General features: G+C 58.8%; 26 protein-coding genes. 16 read left to right on the top strand and 10 right to left on the bottom strand.

Annotated elements, in window-relative coordinates:
• The first annotated feature begins 133 nt into the window (after positions 1 to 133).
• Positions 134 to 892: an SDR family oxidoreductase gene (locus tag ACX3YF_RS13270; protein ID WP_130204481.1), complete on the top strand. Its 759-nt coding sequence runs from the start codon at positions 134 to 136 to the stop codon at positions 890 to 892.
• A gap of 137 nt (positions 893 to 1,029) precedes the next feature.
• On the opposite strand, the gene apbC is transcribed toward ACX3YF_RS13270, so the two are convergent.
• Positions 1,030 to 2,124: an iron-sulfur cluster carrier protein ApbC gene (apbC, locus tag ACX3YF_RS13265; protein WP_458973794.1), complete on the bottom strand. Its 1,095-nt coding sequence runs from the start codon at positions 2,122 to 2,124 to the stop codon at positions 1,030 to 1,032.
• A 303-nt stretch (positions 2,125 to 2,427) separates the two neighbouring features.
• Between apbC and metG the strand changes: the two genes are divergently transcribed.
• From metG to ACX3YF_RS13225, 8 genes are all read left to right on the top strand, one after another.
• Complete coding sequence (gene metG, locus ACX3YF_RS13260; RefSeq protein WP_196585610.1) at positions 2,428 to 4,479, top strand: methionine--tRNA ligase; 2,052 nt, start codon at positions 2,428 to 2,430, stop codon at positions 4,477 to 4,479.
• A 144-nt stretch (positions 4,480 to 4,623) separates the two neighbouring features.
• Positions 4,624 to 5,193 (top strand): Rnf-Nqr domain containing protein, encoded by a 570-nt coding sequence (locus ACX3YF_RS13255; protein ID WP_130204477.1) that lies wholly within the window; start codon positions 4,624 to 4,626, stop codon positions 5,191 to 5,193.
• A complete protein-coding gene (gene rsxB / locus ACX3YF_RS13250) occupies positions 5,190 to 6,398 on the top strand; it encodes an electron transport complex subunit RsxB (protein WP_458973793.1) in 1,209 nt (402 codons plus the stop codon). Before ACX3YF_RS13255 ends, rsxB begins: the two co-directional genes overlap by 4 nt.
• Complete coding sequence (locus ACX3YF_RS13245) at positions 6,385 to 7,371, top strand: RnfABCDGE type electron transport complex subunit D (protein WP_458973792.1); 987 nt, start codon at positions 6,385 to 6,387, stop codon at positions 7,369 to 7,371. Before rsxB ends, ACX3YF_RS13245 begins: the two co-directional genes overlap by 14 nt.
• Complete coding sequence (locus ACX3YF_RS13240; protein WP_130204474.1) at positions 7,368 to 7,979, top strand: RnfABCDGE type electron transport complex subunit G; 612 nt, start codon at positions 7,368 to 7,370, stop codon at positions 7,977 to 7,979. The genes ACX3YF_RS13245 and ACX3YF_RS13240 overlap by 4 nt, the downstream gene beginning before the upstream one ends.
• A complete protein-coding gene (locus ACX3YF_RS13235; RefSeq protein ID WP_130204473.1) occupies positions 7,972 to 8,553 on the top strand; it encodes an Rnf-Nqr domain containing protein in 582 nt (193 codons plus the stop codon). The genes ACX3YF_RS13240 and ACX3YF_RS13235 overlap by 8 nt, the downstream gene beginning before the upstream one ends.
• Before the next feature lie 30 nt (positions 8,554 to 8,583).
• Complete coding sequence (gene nth, locus ACX3YF_RS13230; RefSeq protein ID WP_130204472.1) at positions 8,584 to 9,222, top strand: endonuclease III; 639 nt, start codon at positions 8,584 to 8,586, stop codon at positions 9,220 to 9,222.
• A gap of 106 nt (positions 9,223 to 9,328) precedes the next feature.
• On the top strand, positions 9,329 to 9,508 hold the full coding sequence (locus ACX3YF_RS13225; RefSeq protein ID WP_047532681.1) for a PA3496 family putative envelope integrity protein: 180 nt from the start codon (positions 9,329 to 9,331) through the stop codon (positions 9,506 to 9,508).
• Between the two features lie 76 nt (positions 9,509 to 9,584).
• On the opposite strand, the gene ACX3YF_RS13220 is transcribed toward ACX3YF_RS13225, so the two are convergent.
• Positions 9,585 to 10,211, bottom strand: a complete 627-nt coding sequence (locus ACX3YF_RS13220) for a response regulator transcription factor (protein ID WP_047532683.1) — start codon at positions 10,209 to 10,211, stop codon at positions 9,585 to 9,587.
• Positions 10,212 to 10,768: 557 nt separating this feature from the next.
• On the opposite strand from ACX3YF_RS13220, the gene ACX3YF_RS13215 reads away from it, so the two are divergent.
• Positions 10,769 to 11,506: a hypothetical protein gene (locus ACX3YF_RS13215; RefSeq protein WP_130204471.1), complete on the top strand. Its 738-nt coding sequence runs from the start codon at positions 10,769 to 10,771 to the stop codon at positions 11,504 to 11,506.
• 106 nt (positions 11,507 to 11,612) lie between these two features.
• On the opposite strand, the gene ACX3YF_RS13210 is transcribed toward ACX3YF_RS13215, so the two are convergent.
• Both ACX3YF_RS13210 and ACX3YF_RS13205 read right to left on the bottom strand, forming a co-directional pair.
• Positions 11,613 to 12,830, bottom strand: coding sequence for an argininosuccinate synthase (locus tag ACX3YF_RS13210; protein ID WP_130204470.1), 1,218 nt, complete (start codon positions 12,828 to 12,830; stop codon positions 11,613 to 11,615).
• A gap of 129 nt (positions 12,831 to 12,959) precedes the next feature.
• On the bottom strand, positions 12,960 to 13,865 hold the full coding sequence (locus ACX3YF_RS13205) for a flagellar protein MotY (RefSeq protein ID WP_130204469.1): 906 nt from the start codon (positions 13,863 to 13,865) through the stop codon (positions 12,960 to 12,962).
• Between the two features lie 159 nt (positions 13,866 to 14,024).
• Here ACX3YF_RS13205 and pyrC point away from each other — a divergent pair, with 159 nt between their 5' ends.
• Together pyrC and rnt are read left to right on the top strand one after the other, a co-directional pair.
• The gene (gene pyrC, locus ACX3YF_RS13200; protein WP_130204468.1) at positions 14,025 to 15,071 is read left to right on the top strand and encodes a dihydroorotase; all 1,047 of its coding nucleotides are present in this window, start codon (positions 14,025 to 14,027) and stop codon (positions 15,069 to 15,071) included.
• Entirely contained in the window at positions 15,068 to 15,745 is a 678-nt protein-coding gene (gene rnt, locus ACX3YF_RS13195) for a ribonuclease T (protein ID WP_047532689.1), read from the top strand. Before pyrC ends, rnt begins: the two co-directional genes overlap by 4 nt.
• A gap of 185 nt (positions 15,746 to 15,930) precedes the next feature.
• Here rnt and ACX3YF_RS13190 read toward each other — a convergent pair whose 3' ends face one another.
• Positions 15,931 to 16,533 carry a peroxiredoxin gene (locus ACX3YF_RS13190; RefSeq protein WP_130204467.1) on the bottom strand — a complete coding sequence of 201 codons (603 nt, stop codon included), beginning with the start codon at positions 16,531 to 16,533 and terminating at the stop codon, positions 15,931 to 15,933.
• A 301-nt stretch (positions 16,534 to 16,834) separates the two neighbouring features.
• On the opposite strand from ACX3YF_RS13190, the gene ACX3YF_RS13185 reads away from it, so the two are divergent.
• Together ACX3YF_RS13185 and bfr are read left to right on the top strand one after the other, a co-directional pair.
• Positions 16,835 to 17,053, top strand: a complete 219-nt coding sequence (locus tag ACX3YF_RS13185) for a bacterioferritin-associated ferredoxin (protein WP_081997943.1) — start codon at positions 16,835 to 16,837, stop codon at positions 17,051 to 17,053.
• Between the two features lie 198 nt (positions 17,054 to 17,251).
• Positions 17,252 to 17,728, top strand: coding sequence for a bacterioferritin (gene bfr, locus ACX3YF_RS13180; RefSeq protein WP_130204466.1), 477 nt, complete (start codon positions 17,252 to 17,254; stop codon positions 17,726 to 17,728).
• Between the two features lie 187 nt (positions 17,729 to 17,915).
• Here bfr and grxD read toward each other — a convergent pair whose 3' ends face one another.
• The 3 genes from grxD to ACX3YF_RS13165 form a co-directional block, all read right to left on the bottom strand.
• Positions 17,916 to 18,257 (bottom strand): Grx4 family monothiol glutaredoxin, encoded by a 342-nt coding sequence (gene grxD / locus ACX3YF_RS13175; RefSeq protein WP_047532696.1) that lies wholly within the window; start codon positions 18,255 to 18,257, stop codon positions 17,916 to 17,918.
• Between the two features lie 97 nt (positions 18,258 to 18,354).
• Positions 18,355 to 20,460: a molybdopterin oxidoreductase family protein gene (locus ACX3YF_RS13170; RefSeq protein WP_130204465.1), complete on the bottom strand. Its 2,106-nt coding sequence runs from the start codon at positions 20,458 to 20,460 to the stop codon at positions 18,355 to 18,357.
• Between the two features lie 134 nt (positions 20,461 to 20,594).
• The gene (locus tag ACX3YF_RS13165; protein ID WP_130204464.1) at positions 20,595 to 20,885 is read right to left on the bottom strand and encodes a type 1 glutamine amidotransferase family protein; all 291 of its coding nucleotides are present in this window, start codon (positions 20,883 to 20,885) and stop codon (positions 20,595 to 20,597) included.
• A 406-nt stretch (positions 20,886 to 21,291) separates the two neighbouring features.
• Here ACX3YF_RS13165 and argF point away from each other — a divergent pair, with 406 nt between their 5' ends.
• Both argF and ACX3YF_RS13155 read left to right on the top strand, forming a co-directional pair.
• A complete protein-coding gene (gene argF / locus ACX3YF_RS13160; protein ID WP_047532701.1) occupies positions 21,292 to 22,212 on the top strand; it encodes an ornithine carbamoyltransferase in 921 nt (306 codons plus the stop codon).
• Positions 22,209 to 23,318: an ABC transporter ATP-binding protein gene (locus ACX3YF_RS13155; protein ID WP_130204463.1), complete on the top strand. Its 1,110-nt coding sequence runs from the start codon at positions 22,209 to 22,211 to the stop codon at positions 23,316 to 23,318. The genes argF and ACX3YF_RS13155 overlap by 4 nt, the downstream gene beginning before the upstream one ends.
• A gap of 52 nt (positions 23,319 to 23,370) precedes the next feature.
• Here the strand turns inward: ACX3YF_RS13155 and ACX3YF_RS13150 are convergent, their stop codons facing one another.
• Positions 23,371 to 24,153, bottom strand: coding sequence for a PhzF family phenazine biosynthesis protein (locus ACX3YF_RS13150; RefSeq protein ID WP_130204462.1), 783 nt, complete (start codon positions 24,151 to 24,153; stop codon positions 23,371 to 23,373).
• Between the two features lie 90 nt (positions 24,154 to 24,243).
• Positions 24,244 to 24,714 (bottom strand): Cys-tRNA(Pro) deacylase, encoded by a 471-nt coding sequence (gene ybaK, locus ACX3YF_RS13145; RefSeq protein ID WP_196585596.1) that lies wholly within the window; start codon positions 24,712 to 24,714, stop codon positions 24,244 to 24,246.
• Positions 24,715 to 24,775 lie beyond the last annotated feature (61 nt).

Here is a 24,775-nt window from a genome sequence, read left to right as displayed (position 1 = left end):
AAACGGACGGGCGCCTGGCGAAAGTACCAGATCGCCAACAGGGCAGTTCTCATGTGCAGCCGGGCCACGCCAGGCGCCGATCGAGAGGCTCTCGCCAACGAAACCACTCTAGACCTGCTACCGGGGCATGCGAATGCAACTCACTGACAAAGTAATCATTATCACTGGCGGTTGCCAGGGTTTAGGCCGCTCCATGGCCGAGTATTTCGCCGACAAGGGCGCAAAACTGGCACTGGTGGACCTGAACCAGGACAAGCTCGACGACGCCGTAGCGGCCTGCAAGGCCAAGGGTGTCGAAGCCCGTTCCTACCTGTGCAACGTCGCCAACGAAGAGCAAGTGACCCACATGGTCGCCCAGGTCGCCGAAGACTTCGGCGCGATCCATGGCCTGATCAACAACGCCGGGATCCTGCGTGACGGCCTGCTGCTCAAGGTCAAGGACGGTGAAATGACCAAGATGAGCCTGGCCCAATGGCAGTCGGTCATCGACGTCAACCTGACCGGCGTGTTCCTGTGCACCCGTGAAGTCGCGGCGAAAATGGTCGAGCTGAAGAACGGCGGCGCGATCATCAATATCTCGTCGATTTCCCGCGCCGGCAACGTCGGTCAGACCAACTACTCCGCCGCCAAGGCCGGCGTTGCGGCTGCGACCGTGACCTGGGCCAAGGAACTGGCGCGCTACGGCATTCGTGTGGCCGGCATTGCACCGGGTTTCATCGAAACCGAAATGACCCTGGGCATGAAACCTGAAGCACTGGAGAAAATGACCTCCGGGATTCCGCTCAAGCGCATGGGCAAACCGGAAGAGATCGCCCATTCGGCGGCGTACATCTTCGAAAATGACTATTACACCGGTCGGATCCTGGAAATGGATGGCGGCTTGCGCATTTAACGCCACCGCAAAACAACGGTAGGAGCGAGCCTGCTCGCGATGAACTTGATGGCAACGCGTTTTTCCAGAAAATACGCGTCATCGTTTAGGTCCATCGCGAGCAGGCTCGCGCCTACAGGGGATAGCGTTTCAGAGCATCAATCGTCGCTGATGCTGATGTTCGGCATCGCCGGGGTCGCGGCTGCCTGCAACACGATCCTCGCGCCGACATGACGGGCGAGTTCCTGATAGACCAGCGCGATCGGGCTGTCCGGCTCGGCGATCACCGTTGGCTTTCCACCGTCAGCCTGTTCGCGGATGGCCATTGCCAGCGGCAGCGAGGCCAGCAGCTCCACCCCGTACTGGTTGGCCAGCTTCACACCACCGCCCTCACCGAACAGATGCTCGGCATGTCCGCAGTTGGAGCAGATGTGCACAGCCATGTTTTCCACCACGCCGAGCACCGGAATGTTCACTTTGCGGAACATTTCCACGCCCTTGCGCGCGTCGAGCAAGGCCAGGTCTTGTGGCGTGGTGACGATCACCGCACCGGCCACAGGGACTTTCTGCGCCAGGGTCAGCTGGATGTCACCGGTGCCTGGCGGCATGTCGATGACCAGGTAATCCAGGTCGCCCCACGCGGTCTGTGTCACCAGTTGCAACAAGGCACCGGAGACCATCGGCCCGCGCCAGACCATCGGCGTGTTGTCATCGGTCAGGAACGCCATGGACATCACTTCGACGCCATGGGACTGGATCGGCACGAACCACTTCTGATCCTTGATCTGCGGCCGGGTGCCCTCAGCGATGCCGAACATGATGCCCTGGCTCGGGCCGTAAATGTCCGCATCCAGAATGCCCACCTTGGCCCCTTCGCGAGCCAGGGCCAATGCCAGGTTGGCGGCGGTGGTGGATTTGCCCACGCCGCCCTTGCCGGAGGCCACGGCCACCACATTCTTGACGTTGGCCAGGCCCGGAATCTGAGCCTGAGCCTTGTGCGCGGCAATGACGCTGGTGATCTCGACACGCGCCGTCGTCACGCCGTCCAGGCCTTCGATAGCCATCTGCAACAGTTGCGCCCAGCCACTCTTGAACAGACCGGCGGCGTAGCCCAGCTCAAGCTGGACGTTGACGCGATCGCCCGCAATATCGACGCTGCGCACGCATCCGGCGCTGACCGGGTCCTGGTTCAGATAAGGGTCGGTGTACTGGCGAAGGACGGCTTCCACCGCTGCGCGATTGACGGCGCTCATGGGCAACTCCGATAACGAGACTGGAAAATCAGGCGGGTATCCTACGCCGGACACGGATTTGTGGCGAGGCTGGAAAGTTGCCTGTGGCGAGGAAGCTTGCCCCCGTTGGGGCGCGAGCGGCCCCGAATAAAACCCATGCAGTGTTCCAGACTTGACGCATTCGCCTTCTCGCAGCCGACACGGGCAAGCCTCCTCGCCACATATAAGCGCATTTGCAACACAACTCCCCTGAGCCACGGGGTGAAAAATATGCGCCGGCGCTTTATAGTGGCCGACCTCCGTTTCATCAAGTAGCCGAGCCCCATGTCCGAGCCACGCAAGATTCTCGTCACCAGCGCCCTGCCCTATGCCAATGGTTCGATTCACCTTGGCCATATGCTGGAGTACATCCAGACCGATATGTGGGTGCGCTTCCAGAAGCACCGCGGCAACCAATGCATTTATGTCTGCGCCGACGACGCCCACGGTTCGGCGATCATGCTGCGCGCGGAAAAGGAAGGCATCACCCCGGAACAACTGATCGCCAACGTCCAGGCTGAACACAGCGCCGACTTTGCCGACTTCCTGGTCAACTTCGATAATTTCCACTCCACTCACGCCGAAGAAAACCGTGAGCTGTCGAGCCAGATCTATCTGAAGCTGCGTGACGCCGGGCACATCGCCACCCGCTCGATCACCCAGTATTTCGACCCGGAAAAGAAAATGTTCCTGGCCGACCGCTTCATCAAGGGCACCTGCCCGAAATGCGGCACCGAAGACCAGTACGGCGATAACTGCGAAAAATGCGGCGCGACCTACGCACCGACCGACCTGAAAGATCCGAAGTCGGCTATTTCCGGCGCCACTCCGGTGCTCAAGGATTCCCAGCACTTCTTCTTCAAGCTGCCGGACTTCCAGGAAATGCTGCAAACCTGGACCCGCAGCGGGACCCTTCAAGACGCCGTCGCCAACAAGATCGCCGAATGGCTGGACGCGGGCCTGCAACAGTGGGACATCTCCCGCGATGCGCCGTACTTCGGTTTTGAGATCCCCGACGAGCCAGGCAAATACTTCTACGTCTGGCTGGACGCGCCGATCGGCTACATGGCGAGCTTCAAGAACCTGTGCAACCGTACGCCGGAGCTGGACTTCGACGCGTTCTGGGGCAAAGACTCCACCGCCGAGCTGTATCACTTCATCGGCAAGGACATCGTCAACTTCCACGCCCTGTTCTGGCCCGCGATGCTTGAAGGTGCGGGCTACCGCAAGCCGACCGGCATCAACGTGCACGGCTACCTGACCGTCAACGGCCAGAAAATGTCCAAGTCCCGCGGCACCTTCATCAAGGCCCGGACCTACCTGGATCACCTGTCGCCGGAATACCTGCGTTACTACTACGCGGCCAAACTGAGCCGTGGCGTCGATGACCTGGACCTGAACCTCGAAGACTTCGTGCAGAAGGTCAACTCCGACCTGGTGGGCAAAGTCGTCAACATCGCCAGCCGTTGCGCCGGTTTCATCCACAAAGGCAACGCCGGCGTGATGGTCGACACCAACGCCGCGCCGGAACTGACCGAAGCGTTCCTGGCCGCCGCGCCAGGCATCGCCGACGCCTATGAAGCCCGCGACTTCGCCCGCGCCATGCGCGAAATCATGGGCCTGGCCGACCGCGCCAACGCCTGGATCGCCGACAAGGCACCGTGGTCGCTGAACAAGCAGGAAGGCAAGCAGGACGAGGTGCAGGCTATCTGCGCCACCGGCGTCAACCTGTTCCGCCAACTGGTGATCTTCCTCAAACCGGTGCTGCCACTGCTGGCCGCCGATGCCGAGGCGTTCCTCAACGTGGCCCCGTTGACCTGGAACGACCATGCGACCTGGCTCGCCAACCATCAGCTGAACGAGTTCAAGCCGCTGATGACCCGGATCGACCCGGTCAAAGTGCAAGCCATGACCGATGCATCGAAAGAAGACCTGACGGCCAGCCAGACCGACACCGGCGCCGCCGCAACGACCGGCAACGGCGAGCTGGCCAAGGATCCGCTGTCACCGGAAATCGAGTTCGACACCTTTGCGGCGGTCGACCTGCGCGTCGCCCTGATCGTCAAGGCCGAACACGTGGAAGGGGCCGACAAGCTGTTGCGCCTGACCCTCGACATCGGTGACGAGCAACGCAACGTGTTCTCCGGCATCAAGAGCGCTTACCCGGATCCGTCCAAGCTCGATGGTCGGCTGACCATGATGATCGCCAACCTCAAGCCCCGCAAAATGAAGTTCGGCATCTCCGAAGGCATGGTGATGGCGGCCGGCCCTGGTGGTGAAGAGATCTACCTGCTCAGCCCTGACAGCGGCGCCAAGCCTGGTCAGCGGATCAAGTAAGGTTACTGCGGCAAACCGATCCCACAGTCGTGCCTGGCGCGACTGTGGGATTTTCATGTCTGGCCCACCCTCCGCCCTTGCCGGATAATGCCTAAGCTTTTTAGACCGCTCCCGTTAAAAAGCCCCGTTCTTGCCGGCACGATCATGACCGAAACGCTTCTTACGCTTATCAGTGCAGCCTTGATCAACAACCTCGTGTTGCACTGGCCGCTGGGTGTCGATCCGCTGCTGGGCAGCAAGCGCCAGCAGGTCCATGCACTGGGCCTCGCGACCACGTGCCTGATGTTGATTGTCGGCACCCTTGGCCATGCGCTTTACCACGGGTTGCTGGTGCCGTTGGACATGGCTTCGCTGCGGCTGTTTGTGTTTCTGCCCTTGAGCGTGTTGTTGATTGCTCCGTTGCTGACGTTGCTGGGGCGGATATTCCCGACACTCTCCTTCGAGGGGCTCTGGTTGTTGCTGCTGGGCAATGCGGGCGTGCTTGGCGTAGCGCTGCTCAACGCCGAGGATGACCAAGGGTTCTTTCACGCCACCGCCCTGAGCCTGGGTGCCGGGCTGGGTTTCTGGCTGGTGCTGAGCCTGTTTCAAGACCTGCGCCAACGCACACTCGATAACGATATTCCCCTGCCCTTTCGCGGCCTGCCGATCGACCTGATCAGCGCCGGCCTGATCGCAGTGGCTTTTCTCGGATTCAGCGGACTGATCAAAACATGAGTCTGATTCAACGCATCGACGCCCTCTTGCCACAGACTCAATGCGGCAAGTGCGGCCATCCCGGATGCAAGCCCTACGCCGAAGGTATCGCCAGCGGCGAGCCCATCAACAAGTGCCCGCCGGGCGGCAGCGAAACCATCAACGCCCTGGCCGAACTGCTGCACGTACCGGTGCTGGAACTGGACATCAGCCGGGGGTCGGCTCCGGCGCAGATCGCCTATATCCGCGAGGCCGAATGCATTGGCTGCACCAAATGCATCCAGGCCTGCCCGGTAGACGCCATCGTCGGCGCGGCCAAGCTGATGCACACGGTCATCATCGACGAGTGCACCGGTTGCGACCTCTGCGTGGCGCCCTGCCCGGTCGACTGCATTGAAATGCATCCGTTGCCGATCTCCACAGTGCTGCCGATTGTCGGCGGCCTGGCATTCAGCCTTGAAGAGCAACGCGCCCGCACGGCCAAACGCAATCGGGCGCGACGCCGTTTCGAGCAACGCAACGCCCGCTTGCAACGTGAAGAAGAACTGAAGGCTGCCGAACGACAGGCCCGGGCGCAACGTGCCGCCCAACCCAGCGCAACGACGCTCGACCCGGTGCAGGCCGCCCTTGAACGCGTCCGCGCGCAAAAGGCCGCCACTGCCGATGCGGCACTGAAGAAAGCCAAGATCGATCTGGCGATGAGTCGGGCGCAATTGAACAAATCGCTCAAGGCCTTCGGCCATCCGCCGACCTTCGAGCAGCAATCGCAGTTGGTCGTCCTGCAACAGCAGTTCGAAGCGGCCGAGCAGGCCTTGGCGCTGCTGGAAAGCACGGCTGCGCCCGCGCCCGCCATTGCGCCAGTAAAAGATGCCGATCTGAAACGGGCCAAGATCCAGTTGGCCATGCGCCGCGCCGAACTCAAGAAGGCTCAGACCCTTCAAGCGCCCGCTGAACAGATCGAAACCCTGGAACGCGCGCTCAGCGAGGCCGAGCAAGCCTTGCATGCCGCCGAAGCGCTCAGTGAACAACCCTTGCCAGACCTGGCGCGCGTGGAAAAGCGTCCGATCGACAGCCAGCTCCGACAACTGAAGACCGAACTGGCCTATGCCCGCGCTGACGTCAGCAAACTCGAACGTCGCGCCGACACCCCCGCCGAACAGATGGAGAAGGCACGCGCTCGCCTGCTGGAAGCCGAGCGTCAGGTGGATGCCCATGTCGCCCCTTGACGCGGTCGACGAGCGCCTTCAGCAGGCCATGCAGCGGGTACTCCTGGCTACGCTGCCGGGCATGCTCGCGTTGTTCTGGCTGTACGGCTGGGGGGTCTTGATCAACCTGGTTCTGGCGGCGGTGAGCGCTTTGGCCGCTGAAGCGGCGGTGTTGAAGTTGCGCAAGCGCTCACTCCAGCCGACCCTGGGCGACGGCAGTGCACTGGTCAGCGCGACATTGCTGGCCCTGGCCCTGCCACCTTACTGCCCTTGGTGGTTGACGGTCAGTGCCGCCGCGTCCGCCATGCTGTTCGGCAAGCACTTGTATGGGGGCGTGGGCAAAAATCCGTTCAATCCGGCGATGCTTGGCTTTGCCCTGGTGCTGGTGACGTTTCCGCAACAAATGACGCACTGGCCATCCTCCCACGGCATGGACCTGATGGGCGGACTCCAGCAAGTTTTCGGTTGGGGTCAGATGCCGGATGCCTGGGTCCAGGCCACGGCGCTGGACGGCTTGAGGATCAACAAAAGCCTGACCATGGATGAACTGTTCGCCACTCATCCTGCATTTGGCCAATTCGGTGGTCGAGGTGTGGAATGGGTGAATCTGGCGTTTCTGGCGGGCGGCGCATTTCTGCTGCAACAACGCCTGTTCAGTTGGCACGCGCCAGTCGGCATGCTCGCCAGCCTGTTCCTTATCAGCTTGTTGTGCTGGAACGGTTCGGGCTCCGACTCCCATGGTTCGCCGCTGTTTCATCTGCTCAGCGGCGCCAGCATGCTGGGGGCATTTTTCATCGTGACGGAACCGGTGTCCGGTGCGAAAAGCCCCGGCGCACGACTGCTGTTCGGCGCGGGTGTCGGACTATTGACCTATCTGATCCGCACCTGGGGTGGCTATCCCGACGGCGTGGCGTTCGCCGTCCTGTTAATGAACCTGTGTGTACCGGCGCTGGAGCGGTTTGTCGCGTCCAGGCAGGAACGGATTTCGCCATGAGCCGAGCATCGAGCGTTGCGATCCTTGTGGTAATGGCAGGTCTTGGCATTGGCTCGACCTACTTCGTGCAATACACCAGCGCCTCCCGCATTGCCGCCCAACAGCACCTGATCGACAGTCGTAACCTGCTTGACCTGCTGCCCCCCGACAGCTACGACAATCAGCCACTGGAACAGCCGCTCGCACTCGAAGTCACAGCCTTGACCAACAGCACGCTGCTGGGTGGTTACCTGGCAAGCAGGTCCGGCCAGCCCTATGCCGTGTTGCTGCGCAGCCAGACCCTGGGTTATGCGGGTGCCATCGACTTGCTGATCGCCGTCGATGCCAATGGCCGGTTGGTCGGGGTCAAAACCCTGAAGCAATCCGAAACCCCGGGGCTTGGCGCACGAATCGCCGATTGGCCGAATGTCTGGCTTCAGATGTTTTCCGGCAAGTCTCGGACCGATCCCGGCGACAATGGCTGGGCGCTGAAAAAGGATCAGGGGCAATTCGATCAGATCGCGGGGGCGACCATCACATCAAGAGCGGTGATCAACGCCACCCATGACGCTTTGCGCTACTGCGATGAGCACCGGCAAGCACTGTTCGGGAGTCCTTCCCATGAATAAATCATCCCTCGTGCAAAACTCGCTGATGCTTGCACCGTTGATCGGCGCTACCGGCTCGCTGATGACCGCTGCGGGCCTGACGCTGATGTTCATCGTGGTGACCTGCATTTTCGCTCTGTGCATGAATGCATTGCGGCCTCGACTGCTCCCGGCGACGCACTTGCTGGCAAGCGTGCTGCTCGCCGCCACATTGACCAGTTGCGCGGAACTCGGCGCCCAACTCTGGTCGCTGCAATGGCATCAGGACCTGGGCATTTATGCCGGGCTGGTTGCCTTGCAATGCGTGGTGTTGGACTGCACTGGATTTTTCCAGAGAACCTGGCCGGATCGCCTGCGTGTGTATGGCTCGTTCGGCGCATTGATGGTGGGCCTGGGGCTGCTCCGGGAACTCATTGGCCGCGGGACCTTCGGTAGCCACCTGTCATGGCTGACGAATGCCGCGCCGGCGCATCGGGAAGGCTGGATATTGGCCACCGACGGTGGCTTGCGCCTGACCACGCTGGCCCCAGGCGGATTCATTCTGCTGGGATTGCTGATTGCCCTCTGGCAGATCTGGCACCGCCCCACACCTTAAATTGAACGTCTTCGAGGAAACTCACTGCCCATGAATGCCGCAAAACGTCTGGAAATTTTCCGCAGGCTGCATGAAGACAACCCGGAACCGAAGACCGAACTGGCCTATTCCTCACCGTTTGAATTACTGATTGCTGTGATTCTCTCGGCGCAATCGACCGATGTCGGCGTCAACAAGGCCACGGCGAAACTGTTCCCGGTCGCCAATACGCCAGCGGCGATATATGCCCTGGGCGTCGAAGGACTGTCGGAATACATCAAGACCATCGGCCTGTACAACAGCAAAGCGAAGAACGTGATCGAAACCTGTCGCCTGCTGGTGGAGCGCCATGCTGGCGAAGTGCCGCAGACCCGAGAGGAACTGGAAGCGCTGCCCGGTGTTGGCCGCAAGACCGCCAACGTTGTGCTCAACACAGCATTCCGCCAACTGACCATGGCTGTGGACACCCATATCTTCCGAGTCAGCAACCGCACCGGCATTGCGCCGGGCAAGAATGTGGTCGAGGTCGAGAAAAAACTGATGAAATTCGTGCCCAAGCAATACCTGCTCGATTCCCATCACTGGCTGATCCTTCACGGGCGCTATGTTTGCCTGGCTCGCAAGCCCCGCTGCGGCAGTTGTCGCATCGAAGACTTGTGCGAATACAAGCACAAGACCTCCGACGATTGAGGCGCTATTGGAATTATTGATTTATCGATTGAAAAAATCTTTTTTACCCGCCGGGAGATTGTCGATATAAGGAGCCCCAAAGGCAGTCTTAGCCTGGAGTAACTAAATGAGCACTGGCAAAGAGCAATTGGACGTAGAAGACGACTTTACCCCCATTGAGGCCGATGACGCTGAACCTGTGGTTGAAGTGGCGAAAACCAACCTGAGCAAACGCCGTACCATCGACAATCTGCTGGAGGAGCGCCGACTGCAAAAGCAATTGGCCGATTACGACTTTGACCTATGACACCTAAAAGCCTCCCGAAACGGAGGCTTTTTACTTTGGCTGCCGTGCGGTAAATGCCGCTCATCGCTTGATGCAATCACACCAGCCCGTTGCGCTGGGCCAATTCAATCAGGTCCACCAGAGAGCGCGCATTGAGTTTCAACAGCAGGCGAGTCTTGTAAGTACTAACGGTTTTGTTGCTAAGGAACATCCCATCGGCAATCTCCTTGTTAGTCTTGCCCTTGGCCAACTGTTGCAAGACCATCATTTCCCGTCCTGACAGACGATCCACCATATCGGCTTCACTGGCATTACCCAAACTAGCGCGAACGGTATGCAAGGCCTGATTGGGAAAGTAGCTGTAACCGGACAAAACGGCCTTTATTGCACTGAGCAACTCAGTGAGGTCCTGTTGCTTGCAGACATACCCGGCAGCCCCCGACTGCATGCAACGCATGGAAAAATGTCCAGGCGCCTGGGACGTCAATATCAATACTTTCATTGGCATCGCAGTGGATGACAGTCGGGCAATGACTTCCAACCCATCCAGTTTCGGTATTCCAATATCCAGAATGACAATGTCCGGCATATGTTCACGCGCAAGTTGCAATGCATCCACGCCATTATCTGTTTCTGCAATGACTTCGTAGCCATGACGTTCCATCAGCATACGTACCGCAAGACGAATGACGGGGTGATCATCCACGATCAGCACTTTATTCATGGGCAGTCCAATTTCGCTGTTCGAATTTTTAGAGCCCGCACAATAGCCTAGTCGTTTCACCCATGGCATGCCGCCCCCCCCAGCCACCTACACCGAGAGACATTCCCTACAAATATCGCGGATTAGTCTTACAAAAAAACCGTCTCAGCAAGGCTGAGAAAACGAAACCCACGGGAAGACAATTCAATTCTCAACGGTTTTTCGTATCAATTTACAACAAAAAAGTTGAGCCAAAAATCGAAGCAACCGCAGTCTGGCTGATATAGCCCACTCAACAATGGCCAAAAAGTAACCGATATTTTCCGTACTTATATTCATACCAGAAATATCACACACCACGCATCCACTTACTCTTACAGCGAAAAAATCCTGACAAACAATCATTACAAAGACACACTTTAAAACCCACTTCCAGCCAAGCCAAATTAAATCAACACAACGTTCACACACATTAAAATAGATATACTCCCCATATAAATTCAAATCATTAACAACACCAAACTAAAATAGTTTCATTAACCCACCGAGAAAAGACAAATTAAATATGAGTGAAAGACATGACAAAACTCAAAAAAAGAATCACCAACCCCATGACCGTTATCGCGATATTCGCAACACTTTCTGAAACATCCGCAGCAATTTCCCTACCCTTTCTGGACAATAAGGAAAGAGAAATTTACATATGGTTCCTGATCAGCTTCCCCTTTTATTTACTGCTTCTATTCTTCGTCACACTCAACTTTAATTATCGGTCGCTGTATGCGCCTTCGGATTTTGACAAGGGAAAGCACTTCATAAAAGTGCTGGACAAGCCCAAGCATCCGGAAAACAGTCACACAACGACCTCAAGTGAACAGACTGAACGGCATAAGCCAGTGGATGCCTGGCGATCCGCTTCGCCCCCCTGCGCCGCCCAGGCCTCGCTCGTAGACCCAGGCCTGGAGGATCGGCTCTCGGTTGAATATCACATCCGAATGACCGCGCTGCTCAAGGAGTTGTGCATCATTGATGCACGCTGCCTGAGCAAAAAAATCGAGTTCAGCGCTTTATTGGAGAATATCGAAAGGCCACGGGACAGGCAGGCACACGTGATTTTGTTTCTCACCTGCGCAGAATCGGAGACCGTACTGAAAAACTGTGCAATCAAACATTCCAAGCTGACGCACAAGTGCCCTAGCACCACATTTTGCGCTGCTTACAATTTGAACTCACATGAGGTGACGGTCATTGACCATAGCGGCCAATCGATATCAGAGACGTGCGGGAAATATCAGAGGGAGACAGATAGCAGATAAAGAGGGTGACAAGAAAATCGCGATGTCGAAGGACCAGATAAACACTATTTCGGGCTTGTGGCCTCGTCGATGACGAGGCCACAAATCCCTTACCCGCTCAAAGGTCTCAGAAAAGCTTCCGGCCCTTGTTCGCAGCAATGCGCATGCGCAATGCGTTGAGCTTGATGAAACCTGCCGCGTCGGCCTGATTGTAGGCGCCGCCATCTTCCTCGAAGGTCGCGATGTTGGCATCGAACAACGACTCGTCGGACTTGCGACCGGTCACGATCACATTGCCCTTGTACAGCTTCAGGCGCACAACGCCATTCACGTGAGCCTGGGACGCGTCGATCATCTGTTGCAGCATCAGACGCTCTGGGCTCCACCAGTAGCCGGTGTAGATCAGGCTGGCGTACTTCGGCATCAACTCGTCCTTGAGGTGAGCCACTTCGCGGTCCAGGGTGATCGATTCGATCGCACGGTGGGCGCGCAGCATGATGGTGCCGCCAGGTGTCTCGTAGCAGCCACGGGACTTCATGCCCACGTAACGGTTCTCGACGATGTCCAGACGGCCGATGCCGTGTTCGCCACCGATACGGTTCAGCGTCGCCAGCACGGTAGCCGGGGTCATTTCGACGCCGTCCAGTGCGACGATGTCGCCGTTGCGGTAGGTCAATTCCAGATACTGCGGCTTGTCAGGCGCCTTCTCCGGGGAGACGGTCCAACGCCACATGTCTTCTTCGTGCTCGGTCCAGGTGTCTTCCAGCACGCCGCCTTCATAGGAGATGTGCAGCAGGTTGGCATCCATCGAGTACGGGGATTTCTTCTTGCCGTGACGCTCGATCGGGATGCCGTGCTTCTCGGCGTAGTCCATCAGCTTCTCGCGGGACAGCAGGTCCCACTCGCGCCAAGGGGCAATCACTTTCACACCTGGTTTCAAGGCATAGGCGCCCAGTTCGAAACGAACCTGGTCGTTGCCCTTGCCGGTGGCGCCGTGGGAAATGGCGTCAGCGCCGGTTTCGTTGGCGATTTCGATCAGGCGTTTGGCGATCAACGGACGAGCGATGGAAGTACCCAGCAGGTACTCGCCTTCGTAAACGGTGTTGGCGCGGAACATCGGGAAAACGAAATCGCGCACGAACTCTTCGCGCAAGTCGTCGATGTAGATCTCTTTCACGCCCATGGCCTGAGCCTTGGCGCGTGCCGGTTCGACCTCTTCGCCCTGACCCAGGTCAGCGGTGAAGGTCACCACTTCACAGTTATAAGTATCCTGCAGCCACTTGAGGATCACCGAAGTGTCCAGGCCGCCGGAATACGCCAGAACGACCTTGTTTACGTCCGCCATGCCATCACTCCACGGGGTTCTACGGAAAGCCGGGAAGTCTACCGCTCATGCAGGATAATTTACAGAGGCGCGACAGCTTATGACGACGAAGCGACAGATTATGTCGAGAGCGCGACGATGACCGGCGAGTCAGGAAGTCGCCGACGTGCTTGGCTTCGTGGCCTGCGGGGCCACCTGCTCCGGCGGAGCTCCGCGTTCCAGGCGAACGGCGACCCGACGGTTCTTGGCCCGGTTGGTATTGTTGGTGTTGGGTGCCAACGGGTAACGCTCACCGTGGAAGCGCATGGTGACCTGCGATTCCTGAATGCCATTGGCCTTGAAGAATTCCATGACCGCCAGGGCCCGGCGCCGCGACAGCTCACGGTTGGTCAGGCGGTTGCCGCTGTTGTCGGAGTGGCCGTCGAGTTCGATGTGATTGACCGTCGGATCGGCCTTCATGTACTCCAGCATCACCTGCAGCTTGGCTTTCGCCGCCGCATCCAGGTCGATACCGCCACCGGGGAAGCCGACTTCGGATTGTTTCACCTGCTCGAAGTTTTGCGGCAACAACTTGGCCACACACCCCTGATAGTCGGCAAACGCCTTGCTGAACTTGACCGGCAGCAACCGCACTTCCGACACGCGGCCATCCCCCGAAGAATGCCGGATCACAGGACTGCGTCCGTCCATCAGGCCACTGATCAATCGCCCGGCCTGCGCCTGCGAACTGTTGAACAGCACATTGCCGCTGCCGATTCTCACCGAACCCAGGTTGATATCGCCCCGCCCCGGTTGCCACGGCGCAGCCGCCGCCAGCAAGGTGGCCGACCCACCGCCCATCATGGCGTTGTAGGCATTCAGACGAAACGTCGCCTGCTCGCCAGCACGGCGCACGAATTGTCCCGAGCCGAAATCAGTGATCGGCTGGGTCAGTCTGCATTCGAACTTGTCACCTTCGACCGTCCACTCGATGCTCTCCAGTCGGGTCTGGAAAGTGAGCGCCATCGCAGGAAGGCTGGCAAACACACTGAGCAAGGCTAAATAACGCTGGCGCACGGGCGGCTCCACTGGCTTCTACAACAAAAAGACCGACACACATATGTTTACGGCATACCTGTTGGATATCGGAAGCTTCCCGTAAAACTTGATAGCGAGTGCCTGCAAGAGTCTTTTCCGGTAGCATTCCCCTCAGTTTGACCCGCCTGGAATCCCCTCATGTCCGACCGCCTGACCCTGCTGCGTCCCGACGACTGGCACATTCATCTTCGCGATGGTGCCGTGTTGACCAATACCGTTGCGGATGTCGCGCGCACCTTTGGTCGCGCCATCATCATGCCCAACCTGGTTCCGCCGGTCCGTAATGCGGCTGAGGCCGACGGCTATCGCCAGCGGATTCTCGCTGCTCGCCCGGCCGGCAGCCATTTCGAACCGCTGATGGTCCTGTACCTGACCGACCGCACCCAGCCTGAAGAAATTCGCGAGGCCAAGGCCTGCGGTTTCGTCCACGCCGCCAAGTTGTACCCGGCCGGCGCGACCACCAACTCGGACTCTGGCGTCACCAGCATCGACAAGATCTTTCCTGCACTGGAGGCCATGGCCGAAGTCGGAATGCCCTTGTTGATCCACGGCGAAGTCACCCGTGGCGATGTCGATGTGTTCGACCGCGAAAAGATCTTCATCGATGAGCACATGCGCCGTGTGGTCGAGCGTTTCCCGACCCTCAAAGTGGTGTTCGAACACATCACGACCACAGACGCCGTGCAGTTCGTCAAATCGGCTTCGGCCAACGTGGGCGCGACCATCACAGCGCATCACCTGCTATACAACCGCAACCACATGCTGGTGGGCGGGATTCGGCCGCACTTCTACTGCCTGCCGATCCTCAAGCGCAATACGCACCAGGAAGCCCTGCTCGACGCCGCCACCAGCGGCAGCGAGAAGTTCTTCCTCGGCACAGACTCGGCGCCCCACGCCCAGCATGCCAAAGAAGCCGCTTGTGGCTGCGCTGGCTGCTACACCGCCTATGCCGCGATCGAGATGTATGCCGAAGCCTTCGAACAGCGCAATGCGCTGGACAAGCTGGAAGCCTTCGCCAGCCTCAACGGCCCGCGGTTCTATGGCCTGCCGGCGAACACCGATCGCATCACCCTGGTCCGCGAAGAATGGACCGCCCCCACCAGCCTGCCGTTTGGCGAGCTGACCGTTATCCCGCTGCGCGCCGGTGAAAAACTGCGCTGGCGCCTGCTGGAGGAACACGCGTGAGTGAAGAGCATTTCGACGACGAACAGGAAGGTCATGGCGGCGGAGGCGGTCCCCGTCATCCAATGGCTGCCAGGTTCCGTGGTTACCTGCCCGTTGTCGTCGACGTAGAAACCGGTGGCTTCAACTCGGCCACCGACGCCCTTCTGGAAATTGCCGCGACCACCATCGCCATGGATGAAAAGGGGTTTGTGTACCCGGATCACACCTACTTCTTCCGTGTCGAGCCGTTCGAAGGCGCGAACATCGAAGCAGCCGCCCTGGAATTCACCGGGATCAAGCTTGATCACCCGTTGCGCATGGCCGTGAGTGAAGAAACCGCCCTGAACGACATCTTCCGTGGCGTACGCAAGGCCCTCAAGGCCAATGGCTGCAAACGGGCGATCCTGGTCGGGCACAACAGCAGCTTCGACTTGGGCTTCCTCAACGCTGCGGTCGCGCGCCTGGACATGAAGCGCAACCCGTTTCACCCGTTCTCCAGTTTCGATACCGCGACCCTGGCCGGCCTGGCTTATGGCCAAACCGTGCTGGCCAAGGCCTGTCAGGCAGCCGATATCGACTTCGACGGTCGCGAGGCTCACTCGGCTCGCTACGACACCGAGAAGACGGCCGAGCTGTTCTGCGGCATCGTCAACCGCTGGAAACAGATGGGCGGCTGGGAAGATTTCGACGATTGATTGCGGCCCCGGATACACCTGTAGGAGCGAGCTTGCTCGCGAGGGTGGACAACGATAACGCGGGCTGTCTGGTTCCCCGTGGCATTCTGGAATCCATCGCGAGCGAGCTCGCTCCTACAGGGTCTCTATCCCGCGCATAAAAAAACCGGCCTCAGAGGCCGGTTTTTTTGTACCTGGAACGTGCCTTACAGCGCAGCAGCGTGCTCGGTCAGGTAAGCCGCAACGCCTTCTGGCGAAGCGTTCATGCCTTTGTCGCCTTTTTTCCAGTTGGCAGGGCAAACTTCGCCGTGCTCTTCGTGGAATTGCAGAGCGTCGACCAGACGGATCAGCTCTTCCATGTTACGGCCCAGCGGCAGGTCGTTGACGATCTGCGAGCGAACAACGCCCTTGTCGTCGATCAGGAACACGCCACGGAAAGCAACGCCGTCAGCGGACTGAACGTCGTAGGCCTTCATGATTTCCTGCTTGATGTCGGCAGCCATGGTGTAACCCACCTGGCCAATACCGCCGTTGTTCACCGGGGTGTTGCGCCATGCGTTGTGGGTGAAGTGCGAGTCGATCGACACAGCGACCACTTCCACGTTGCGCGCCTTGAAGTCAGCCAGGCGGTTGTCCAGAGCGATCAGCTCGGACGGGCAAACGAAGGTGAAGTCCAGCGGGTAGAAGAACACCAGGCCGTATTTGCCTTTGATGGCCGAAGACAGGGTGAAGCTGTCAACGATTTCGCCATTGCCGAGTACGGCCGGTACGGTGAAGTCAGGGGCTTGTTTGCCTACGAGTACGCTCATTGGATATCTCCTGGTGTAGAAACGTAAAAACAGGGTTGGTGCCAGCCTGCCACCCTCAGGCGACAGCCCTGTGACACAAACCCGTTTCGGAAAGACCGGCCATCATACACTGCGTGTTTGACCTGTCCTCAACGGTTTTTCCCTCGATCCCTGAAAACGCCAGGCCGGATTTCGTTTCACCCGCCCTGGAAGCAACCGTTCGTCAGCGCCGGAAAAAGCGTTCGGAAAGCACTTTGACAATCATTCTCGTTAACATTAAGATCCACCGCATTCGAGCATAAACAAGCGACGGTCTTCACTTATGTATGTTTGCCTCTGCACTGGCGTCACCGACGGCCAAATCCGCGATGCGATCTATGAAGGATGCTGCAGCTACAAGGAAGTCCGCCAGGCAACCGGCGTTGCCGGTCAATGCGGCAAATGTGCCTGCCTCGCCAAGGAAGTGGTACGCGAGACCCTGACGAAACTGCAAACGGCCCAGGCAGCGATTCCTTTTCCAGCAGAATTTACAGCAGCATAAATACCGTATTTCAAAAAACCGGACGCATGTCCGGTTTTTTTATGCCAGCAAATCAATCGCTTATGTTCCAGACGCGGAACACAAACATTCTTATTCCTATTAATTTTCATATAAGTTTCAATAACTTAGGTTTGACACTATTAAGTGTGCGGCTCAAACTCCGACTTATTGATAGCTAATAAAGGGCAGGACCCCATCATGAAAGGCGACGTAACAGTCATCCAGCATCTCAACAAAATCCTTGGCAATGAGCTGGTCGCGATCAATCAGTACTTTCTGCATGCGCGCATGTATGAAGACTGGGGCCTGAACAAGCTCGGCAAACACGAGTACCACGAATCCATCGACGAGATGAAGCACGCGGACAAGCTGATCAAGCGCATCCTGTTCCTGGAGGGCCTGCCGAACGTTCAGGACCTGGGCAAGCTGCAGATCGGCGAACACACCAAGGAAATGCTTGAGTGCGACCTGCGCATCGAGCGCACCGGTCATGCCGACCTCAAGGTGGCCATTGCTCATTGCGAAACAGTGGGCGACTTCGGCAGCCGTGAACTGCTTGAAGATATCCTTGAGTCCGAAGAAGAACATATCGACTGGCTGGAAACCCAACTTGGCCTGATCGACAAGATTGGTATCGAGAACTACCTGCAATCGCAGATGGGCGACGACGAGTAAGTTCTCCGCCATTGATCTCGATGCAATAAAAAGCCCCGCTCTCATTTACAGAGGCGGGGCTTTTTTGTACTTGCTCTTGCAGGAGCTGAGCTTGCTTGCGATGGTCGTTAACGATAACGCGGGGAACCTGGTTCCCCACAGTGCTCTTTAGCCCATCGCGAGCGGGCTCGCTCCTACAGGAAGCGAATCAGGCTTCGGTCTTCTGGGCAGCAGCCTTGGCAGCAGCGTCCTTGATCAGCGCCTGCAGCGAACCATCAGCGGACATCTCGGTCATGATGTCGCTACCGCCAACCAGCTCACCCGCCACCCACAGTTGCGGGAAGGTCGGCCAGTTGGCGTATTTTGGCAGGTTGGCGCGGATTTCCGGGTTTTGCAGGATGTCCACGTACGCAAACTTTTCACCACACGCCATCACGGCCTGCGCGGCTTTCGCGGAGAAGCCACACTGCGGGGCATTCGGCGAGCCTTTCATGTAAAGCAGAATGGTGTTGTTGGCAATCTGCTCTTTAATCGTTTCGATGATATCCATGGAGCACCTCGGCTGAACTTTCCGACTCATGGGTCGGCACGGTGGCGCATTGTAACGGAAAGCCGAGCACCCTGCTCGGTCTCTCCGTCAGATACGATCAGGCCGCCGCCACGGTCACCGGAACACCGTTCAACGCCGCATTGCCCGACAACTCATCGAGTTGACACTCGTCCGTCAGGTCGTTGGCGCTGGAGCCTGGCTGGCCACTGGCAATGGTCATTTGCACACCGGGTCGCGCATGGCCCCAGCCGTGCGGAAGGCTGACCACACCTTTCATCATATCCAGGCTGCCGAGCACTTCAACTTCGATCGTGCCGACCCGGGAGCTGATCCGCACACGCTGCCCGTCACTCAAGCCGCGACTGGCCAGGTCATCCGGGTGCATCAACAACTGATGACGCGGCTTGCCTTTCACCAACCGGTGATAGTTGTGCATCCATGAGTTATTGCTGCGTACATGACGACGGCCGATCATCAATAACTCGTCAGCAGCCGGTGCCCGCAATGCGGCAAAGCGCGCCAGATCGGCAAGGATCGCGGCTGGAGCGGCCTGGATTCGCTGATTGGCGGTTTTCAGACGTGGCGCCAGATTGGGTTTCAGCGCCCCCAGATCGACCCCATGAGGATGATCGAACAGCGTTGCCAAAGACAGTTTGTGTTCCGAGGCATCGCCATACAGCCCCATGCGCAAGCCGCGATCGATCATTTGCGAAGGGGCGATGGTCGGTTTCAATTCCTTGCCGGTCTTTGCGGCGAAGGCCTTGGCCAACCCGACAAAAATCTCCCAGTCATGCAGCGCGCCTTCAGGCTTGGCCAGGATTGCGCGATTGAACCGACTGACGTTACGCACCGCAAACATATTGAACGTGGTGTCGTAGTGGTCGTTTTCCAGCGCCGAGGTGGATGGCAGGATCAGGTCGGCATAGCGCGTGGTTTCATTGATGTACAAATCGACGCTGACCATGAACTCCAGCCCGTCCAGCGCCTGTTCCAGTTGTCGGCCATTGGGCGTGGACAATACCGGATTGCCCGCCACGGTGATCAGCGCACGGACCTGCCCTTCTCCCTCGGTCAGCATCTCCTCGGCCAGCGCCGACACGGGCAACTCGCCAGCATATTCGGGGCGCCCCGAAACTCGGCTCTGCCACAGATTGAAGTGCCCACCCGATGTGGAGGCCACCAGGTCCACCGCCGGCTCGGTGCACATCGCGCCCCCGACGCGATCGAGGTTACCGGTGACCAGGTTGATCAATTGCACGACCCAGTGGCACAGCGTGCCGAACGCTTGGGTCGAGACGCCCATGCGGCCATAGCAAACCGCGCTTGGCGCTGCGGCGAAGTCCCGCGCCAACTGGCGGATCTGCTCGGCCGGCACCGCGCACAACGGGCTCATGGCCTCGGCGGTGAAACCTGCAACAGCCTCGCGCACCTCATCCAGGCCATCCACCGGCAAATGACTGTCGCGGGTCAGACCTTCGGTGAACAAAGTATTGAGCAAGCCGAACAGCAAGGCTGCATCGCCACCTGGGCGCACGAACAGATGCTGGTCGGCGATCGCTGCCGTTTCGCTGCGGCGCGGGTCGACCACCACCACTTTGCCGCCCCGGGCCTGGATCGCCTTCAAGCGCTTTTCCACATCCGGCACAGTCATGATACTGCCGTTGGAGGCCAGCGGATTACCACCGAGGATCAGCATGAAGTCGGTGTGATCGATGTCCGGGATCGGCAGCAGCAGACCGTGGCCATACATCAAATGACTGGTCAGGTGATGGGGCAATTGATCGACCGACGTCGCGGAAAACCGGTTGCGGGTTTTCAACAGACCGAGGAAGTAATTGCTGTGGGTCATCAGTCCATAGTTGTGCACGCTGGGGTTGCCTTGATAGACCGCCACCGCGTTTTGCCCATGACGCTCCTGAATCGCCGCCAGGCGTTCGGCCACAAGGTTGAAGGCGTCCTGCCACTCGATGGGCTGCCATTCGCTGCCCACGCGTAACATGGGTTGATGCAGACGGTCCGGGTCGTTCTGAATGTCCTGCAGGGCGACAGCCTTGGGGCAGATATGCCCACGGCTGAACGTATCCAGCGGATCGCCCTTGATCGAAGTGATCTGCACACGGCCTTCGAGCTCGGTGGTTTCGATGGTCAGGCCACAGATGGCTTCACACAGGTGGCACGCACGGTGATGGAGAGTCTTGGTCATGGCCAGTCTCTGTCTTGTTCTGGGCGGGCAATGTCGGCCGCGGGAACAAAACTATGGCGCCTGCCCCGCCAGCGCGCCAGCGACGTTCGTCTTGTGAATTGGTGGCCATCAGGCCAGCCGATGGCCGCTGACGATCAGCTCGATGGCAGCCCGGGCGGCACCTGCGACTGGAGCGGCTGGACGGTTTCGATCGGTTCGTGGGCGGCCTGCACTCCGGTCAGTTCGCCGATCAGGCGCCAATGCTCGTCCAGCCCGGCGCTGATGGTAACCATGCGGTCGATCATGCGTCGCGCGGCTTCCCGGGTCACTTTGTCGTCACTTCGCAAGAGTTCGAAGGACATCGAGGTCATCGAGGCGGTCAGGTGAGTCAGGGAGCGGGCCGTCAGGCCGAGCAACTCCATCAACTGCTGTTCTTTCGATTCCATGCCAAGGCTTCCTGCATCACTCGTGATTTATTTATAACCCAGCACCTTGCGTTAGCAAGTGTTTCAGATTGGCAGCGCTGTACACGAAGCCTGCAAACAACAGGTCATAAAACCGACCACAATGCACCGCCAACGCCTCGCTTGATTGCCAAGCTGAGCGGGGCCGGTGTACAAAGACCCGGCTACTGTCAGGAAACAGGCTTCAAAAGCGCTACTGCGGTGAACCCGTAGCCCCTCTGAAATCCCCTAAAAACCGTAGCCCTATTGGTAAGACGCGACATTTAATTATAAGATCGCGCCTTCCCTTATTTCGTCGCCCCGTGCGGCTTACGCCGCAGGTCTCGCCCGTTGTTCCGTTAAACAAGGCTTTGAGCATCTGCGGTTTGTAGCAAAAAGGTAGTCAATGATGAGCGCAAGGCACTTTCTCTCCCTGATGGATTGCACGCCCGAAGAGCTGGTCAGCGTGATCCGTCGAGGCGTTGAGCTCAAGGACCTGCGTAACCGCGGCGTACTGTTCGAGCCCCTGAAAAATCGCGTGCTCGGGATGATTTTCGAAAAATCCTCGACCCGCACCCGCATTTCCTTCGAAGCCGGCATGATCCAGCTCGGTGGCCAGGCGATCTTCCTGTCGCCACGCGACACCCAACTGGGCCGTGGCGAGCCGATCAGTGATGCTGCCATCGTCATGTCGAGCATGCTCGATGCGGTGATGATCCGCACGTTTTCCCACAGCACCCTGACCCAATTCGCCGCCAATTCGCGCGTGCCGCTGATCAACGGCCTGTCCGACGATTTGCACCCGTGCCAGTTGCTGGCCGACATGCAGACCTTCCTGGAACACCGCGGCGCCATCCAGGGCAAGACCGTGGCCTGGATCGGTGACGGCAACAACATGTGCAACAGCTATATAGAAGCGGCGATCCAGTTCGACTTCCAGTTGCGCGTCGCCTGCCCGGAAGGCTATGAGCCGAACCCGGAGTTTCTGGCCCAGGCCGGTGATCGGGTGACCATCGTGCGTGATCCGAAAGATGCCGTACGCGGCGCGCATCTGGTCAGCACCGATGTCTGGACCTCCATGGGCCAGGAAGAGGAAACCGCCAAGCGTCTGGAGCTGTTCGCGCCATACCAGGTCAATCGTGCCCTGCTTGACCTGGCTGCCCCGGACGTTCTGTTCATGCACTGCCTGCCCGCGCACCGGGGCGAAGAAATCAGTGTCGATCTGCTCGACGACCCGCGCTCGGTCGCGTGGGACCAGGCTGAAAACCGTCTTCACGCGCAAAAGGCCCTGCTCGAATTTCTCGTTCCACCTTCGTACCACCACGCATGAGTCAGCCACTCCTGCTTAACCTGCGCAACCTCGCCTGCGGCTATCAAGACCAGCGGGTCGTGCAGAACCTCAACCTGCATTTGAATGCGGGCGACATCGGTTGCCTGCTCGGCTCTTCGGGCTGCGGCAAGACCACCACCCTGCGTGCGATTGCCGGTTTCGAACCGGTGCACGAAGGTGACATCCAGCTGGCGGGCGAAACGATTTCCAGTGCCGGCTTCACCCTTGCACCGGAGAAGCGCCGCATCGGCATGGTGTTTCAAGACTACGCGCTGTTTCCCCATTTGAGCGTGGCCGACAACATTGCCTTCGGGATCCGCAAGCACCCGCAAAAGGATCGCGTCACCGAAGAGTTGCTGGAACTGGTCAACCTGAAAAACCTCGGCAAGCGCTTCCCCCATGAGCTTTCCGGTGGCCAACAGCAACGTGTCGCCCTGGCCCGCGCCCTGGCGCCGGAGCCGCAGCTGCTACTGCTCGACGAACCGTTTTCCAATCTCGATGGTGAATTGCGCCGCAAGCTCAGCCATGAGGTTCGTGACATCCTCAAGGCCCGCGGCACCAGTGCGATTCTGGTGACCCACGATCAGGAAGAAGCATTCGCCGTCAGTGATCACGTTGGCGTGTTCAAGGAAGGTCGCCTGGAGCAGTGGGATACGCCCTACAACCTCTATCACGAACCGCTGACACCCTTTGTGGCCAGCTTCATCGGCCAGGGTTATTTCATTCGTGGCCAACTGAGCAGTCCTGAGTCGGTGCAGACCGAATTGGGCGAGTTGCGCGGCAACCGTGCCTACACCTGGCCGGTCGGTGGTGCGGTGGATGTGCTGTTGCGTCCGGACGACATCGTTTATGCGCCGGACAGCGCGCTGAAGGCGCGGATCGTCGGCAAGACCTTCCTCGGTGCTTCGACCTTGTATCGCCTGCAACTGGCAACCGGCGCACAACTTGAGTCGATCTTCCCCAGCCATGTCGATCATCAGACGGGTGTGGAGGTGGGTATTCGGGTCGCGGCGGAACACCTGGTGCTATTCCAGGCTTCCGGCAGCACGGCGGCACAGATTCCGGTCGTCGAATCCGGTGTCCGGCGGTACAGCGCTACTCACTGAGAAACACAATCCCTGTGGGAGCGAGCAAGCTCGTTCCCACAAAGGAATCGGTTTAATCCAGCATCAACGTTCCGCTCGCCACCAGCGTCGCATTACCGCCGATCTTCACCCGCTCCCCCTCCAATCGGCAGAACAACTCTCCGCCCCGCGCCGAACATTGATAAGCCGTCAGGCTCGACTTGCCCAACCGCGCCGACCAATACGGAATCAGACAGCAATGGGTCGACCCGGTCACGGGATCTTCATTGATGCCAATGGCTGGAGCGAAATAGCGCGACACGAAATCGTGCTTGGTGCCCCGGGCGGTCACGATCGCCCCCAGCCAGGGCAGCTTCGCCAGGGCAACCATGTCAGGCTTGCAGTCGAGCACCGCCTGCTCGGACTCCAGCACCACGAACAGCTCATTCGAACCCAGCACATCGATGGCTTCCACGCCCAGGGCGCGCTCGACATCCAGGCTCACACCTATTTCCGAAGGAACGATCGCCGGAAAGTCCAGCCACAGACGCCCACCGTCGCGACTCACACTCAACGGACCGGATTGACAGGTGAAGTCCAGACGCTCGACCGGCTCTTTATAGATTTCAAACAATACATAAGCGCTGGCCAGCGTTGCATGACCGCACAATGGAACCTCGGTGGTCGGAGTGAACCAGCGGATGCGCCAACCCTGCCCTTCACGTACCACGAAGGCCGTTTCGGCGAGATTGTGCTCCGCGGCGATTTTCTGCATCAACTCATCGGCGAGCCAGGCATCGAGCCGGTAAACCATTGCCGGGTTGCCGCCAAATGGCCGATCACTGAACGCATCGACCTGGTGAAACTCAAGCTGCATAACCGTCTCCTTGTGTTTTGCCCTTGAGCATGAAGCGGTCGACAACGCTGCACCAGTGACAGTGCTGACTAATTTTCGCCATACAGCGACTCAGGCGCGCCCGATGTCAGCGAACTTCGCCTGGGTGTGTTCGGCGAGCACGGCAGGGGCCAATTCAACTTCCAGACCGCGTCGACCTGCGCTGACAAAAATGCTCGCAAAAGGCTGAGCCGAATTATCGATAAACGTGCGCAAGCGCTTCTTCTGCCCCAACGGACTGATCCCACCCAACAGATAACCGGTTGAACGCTGCGCCGCCGCAGGATCGGCCATTTCGACCTTTTTCACCCCGGCCGCGTGAGCCAGGGCCTTCAAGTCCAAGGTGCCGGCAACGGGCACTACCGCGACCAGCAACTCTCCTTTCTCACTGGCGGCCAGCAGGGTCTTGAACACCTGCGCAGGGTCGAGCCCGAGTTTCTCCGCCGCCTCCAGCCCATAGGAAGCGGCCTTCGGGTCATGCTCATAACTGTGCACTCGGTGTTCGGCGCGAACTTTTTTCAACAAATCCAATGCGGGTGTCATGACAGCTCCAGACTTGGCGGCGGTAGAAAATATTGGGCGGGATTCTAGGACATTGGTCCAC

It is taken from the genome of Pseudomonas fluorescens group sp. PF-69 (assembly GCF_054481235.1).
Note: the sequence above shows the minus strand (reverse complement) of the source record. Positions and strands in the feature narration are given on the sequence as shown.

Bases quoted from the DNA above. Each gene is read 5' to 3' on its own strand.
- ACX3YF_RS13270 (WP_130204481.1), top strand. From the start codon at position 134: ATGCAACTCACTGACAAAGTAATCATTATCACTGGCGGTTGCCAGGGT.
- apbC (WP_458973794.1), bottom strand. From the start codon at position 2,124: ATGAGCGCCGTCAATCGCGCAGCGGTGGAAGCCGTCCTTCGCCAGTAC.
- metG (WP_196585610.1), top strand. From the start codon at position 2,428: ATGTCCGAGCCACGCAAGATTCTCGTCACCAGCGCCCTGCCCTATGCC.
- ACX3YF_RS13255 (WP_130204477.1), top strand. From the start codon at position 4,624: ATGACCGAAACGCTTCTTACGCTTATCAGTGCAGCCTTGATCAACAAC.
- rsxB (WP_458973793.1), top strand. From the start codon at position 5,190: ATGAGTCTGATTCAACGCATCGACGCCCTCTTGCCACAGACTCAATGC.
- ACX3YF_RS13245 (WP_458973792.1), top strand. From the start codon at position 6,385: ATGTCGCCCCTTGACGCGGTCGACGAGCGCCTTCAGCAGGCCATGCAG.
- ACX3YF_RS13240 (WP_130204474.1), top strand. From the start codon at position 7,368: ATGAGCCGAGCATCGAGCGTTGCGATCCTTGTGGTAATGGCAGGTCTT.
- ACX3YF_RS13235 (WP_130204473.1), top strand. From the start codon at position 7,972: ATGAATAAATCATCCCTCGTGCAAAACTCGCTGATGCTTGCACCGTTG.
- nth (WP_130204472.1), top strand. From the start codon at position 8,584: ATGAATGCCGCAAAACGTCTGGAAATTTTCCGCAGGCTGCATGAAGAC.
- ACX3YF_RS13225 (WP_047532681.1), top strand. From the start codon at position 9,329: ATGAGCACTGGCAAAGAGCAATTGGACGTAGAAGACGACTTTACCCCC.
- ACX3YF_RS13220 (WP_047532683.1), bottom strand. From the start codon at position 10,211: ATGAATAAAGTGCTGATCGTGGATGATCACCCCGTCATTCGTCTTGCG.
- ACX3YF_RS13215 (WP_130204471.1), top strand. From the start codon at position 10,769: ATGACAAAACTCAAAAAAAGAATCACCAACCCCATGACCGTTATCGCG.
- ACX3YF_RS13210 (WP_130204470.1), bottom strand. From the start codon at position 12,830: ATGGCGGACGTAAACAAGGTCGTTCTGGCGTATTCCGGCGGCCTGGAC.
- pyrC (WP_130204468.1), top strand. From the start codon at position 14,025: ATGTCCGACCGCCTGACCCTGCTGCGTCCCGACGACTGGCACATTCAT.
- ACX3YF_RS13190 (WP_130204467.1), bottom strand. From the start codon at position 16,533: ATGAGCGTACTCGTAGGCAAACAAGCCCCTGACTTCACCGTACCGGCC.
- ACX3YF_RS13185 (WP_081997943.1), top strand. From the start codon at position 16,835: ATGTATGTTTGCCTCTGCACTGGCGTCACCGACGGCCAAATCCGCGAT.
- bfr (WP_130204466.1), top strand. From the start codon at position 17,252: ATGAAAGGCGACGTAACAGTCATCCAGCATCTCAACAAAATCCTTGGC.
- grxD (WP_047532696.1), bottom strand. From the start codon at position 18,257: ATGGATATCATCGAAACGATTAAAGAGCAGATTGCCAACAACACCATT.
- ACX3YF_RS13170 (WP_130204465.1), bottom strand. From the start codon at position 20,460: ATGACCAAGACTCTCCATCACCGTGCGTGCCACCTGTGTGAAGCCATC.
- ACX3YF_RS13165 (WP_130204464.1), bottom strand. From the start codon at position 20,885: ATGGAATCGAAAGAACAGCAGTTGATGGAGTTGCTCGGCCTGACGGCC.
- argF (WP_047532701.1), top strand. From the start codon at position 21,292: ATGAGCGCAAGGCACTTTCTCTCCCTGATGGATTGCACGCCCGAAGAG.
- ACX3YF_RS13155 (WP_130204463.1), top strand. From the start codon at position 22,209: ATGAGTCAGCCACTCCTGCTTAACCTGCGCAACCTCGCCTGCGGCTAT.
- ACX3YF_RS13150 (WP_130204462.1), bottom strand. From the start codon at position 24,153: ATGCAGCTTGAGTTTCACCAGGTCGATGCGTTCAGTGATCGGCCATTT.
- ybaK (WP_196585596.1), bottom strand. From the start codon at position 24,714: ATGACACCCGCATTGGATTTGTTGAAAAAAGTTCGCGCCGAACACCGA.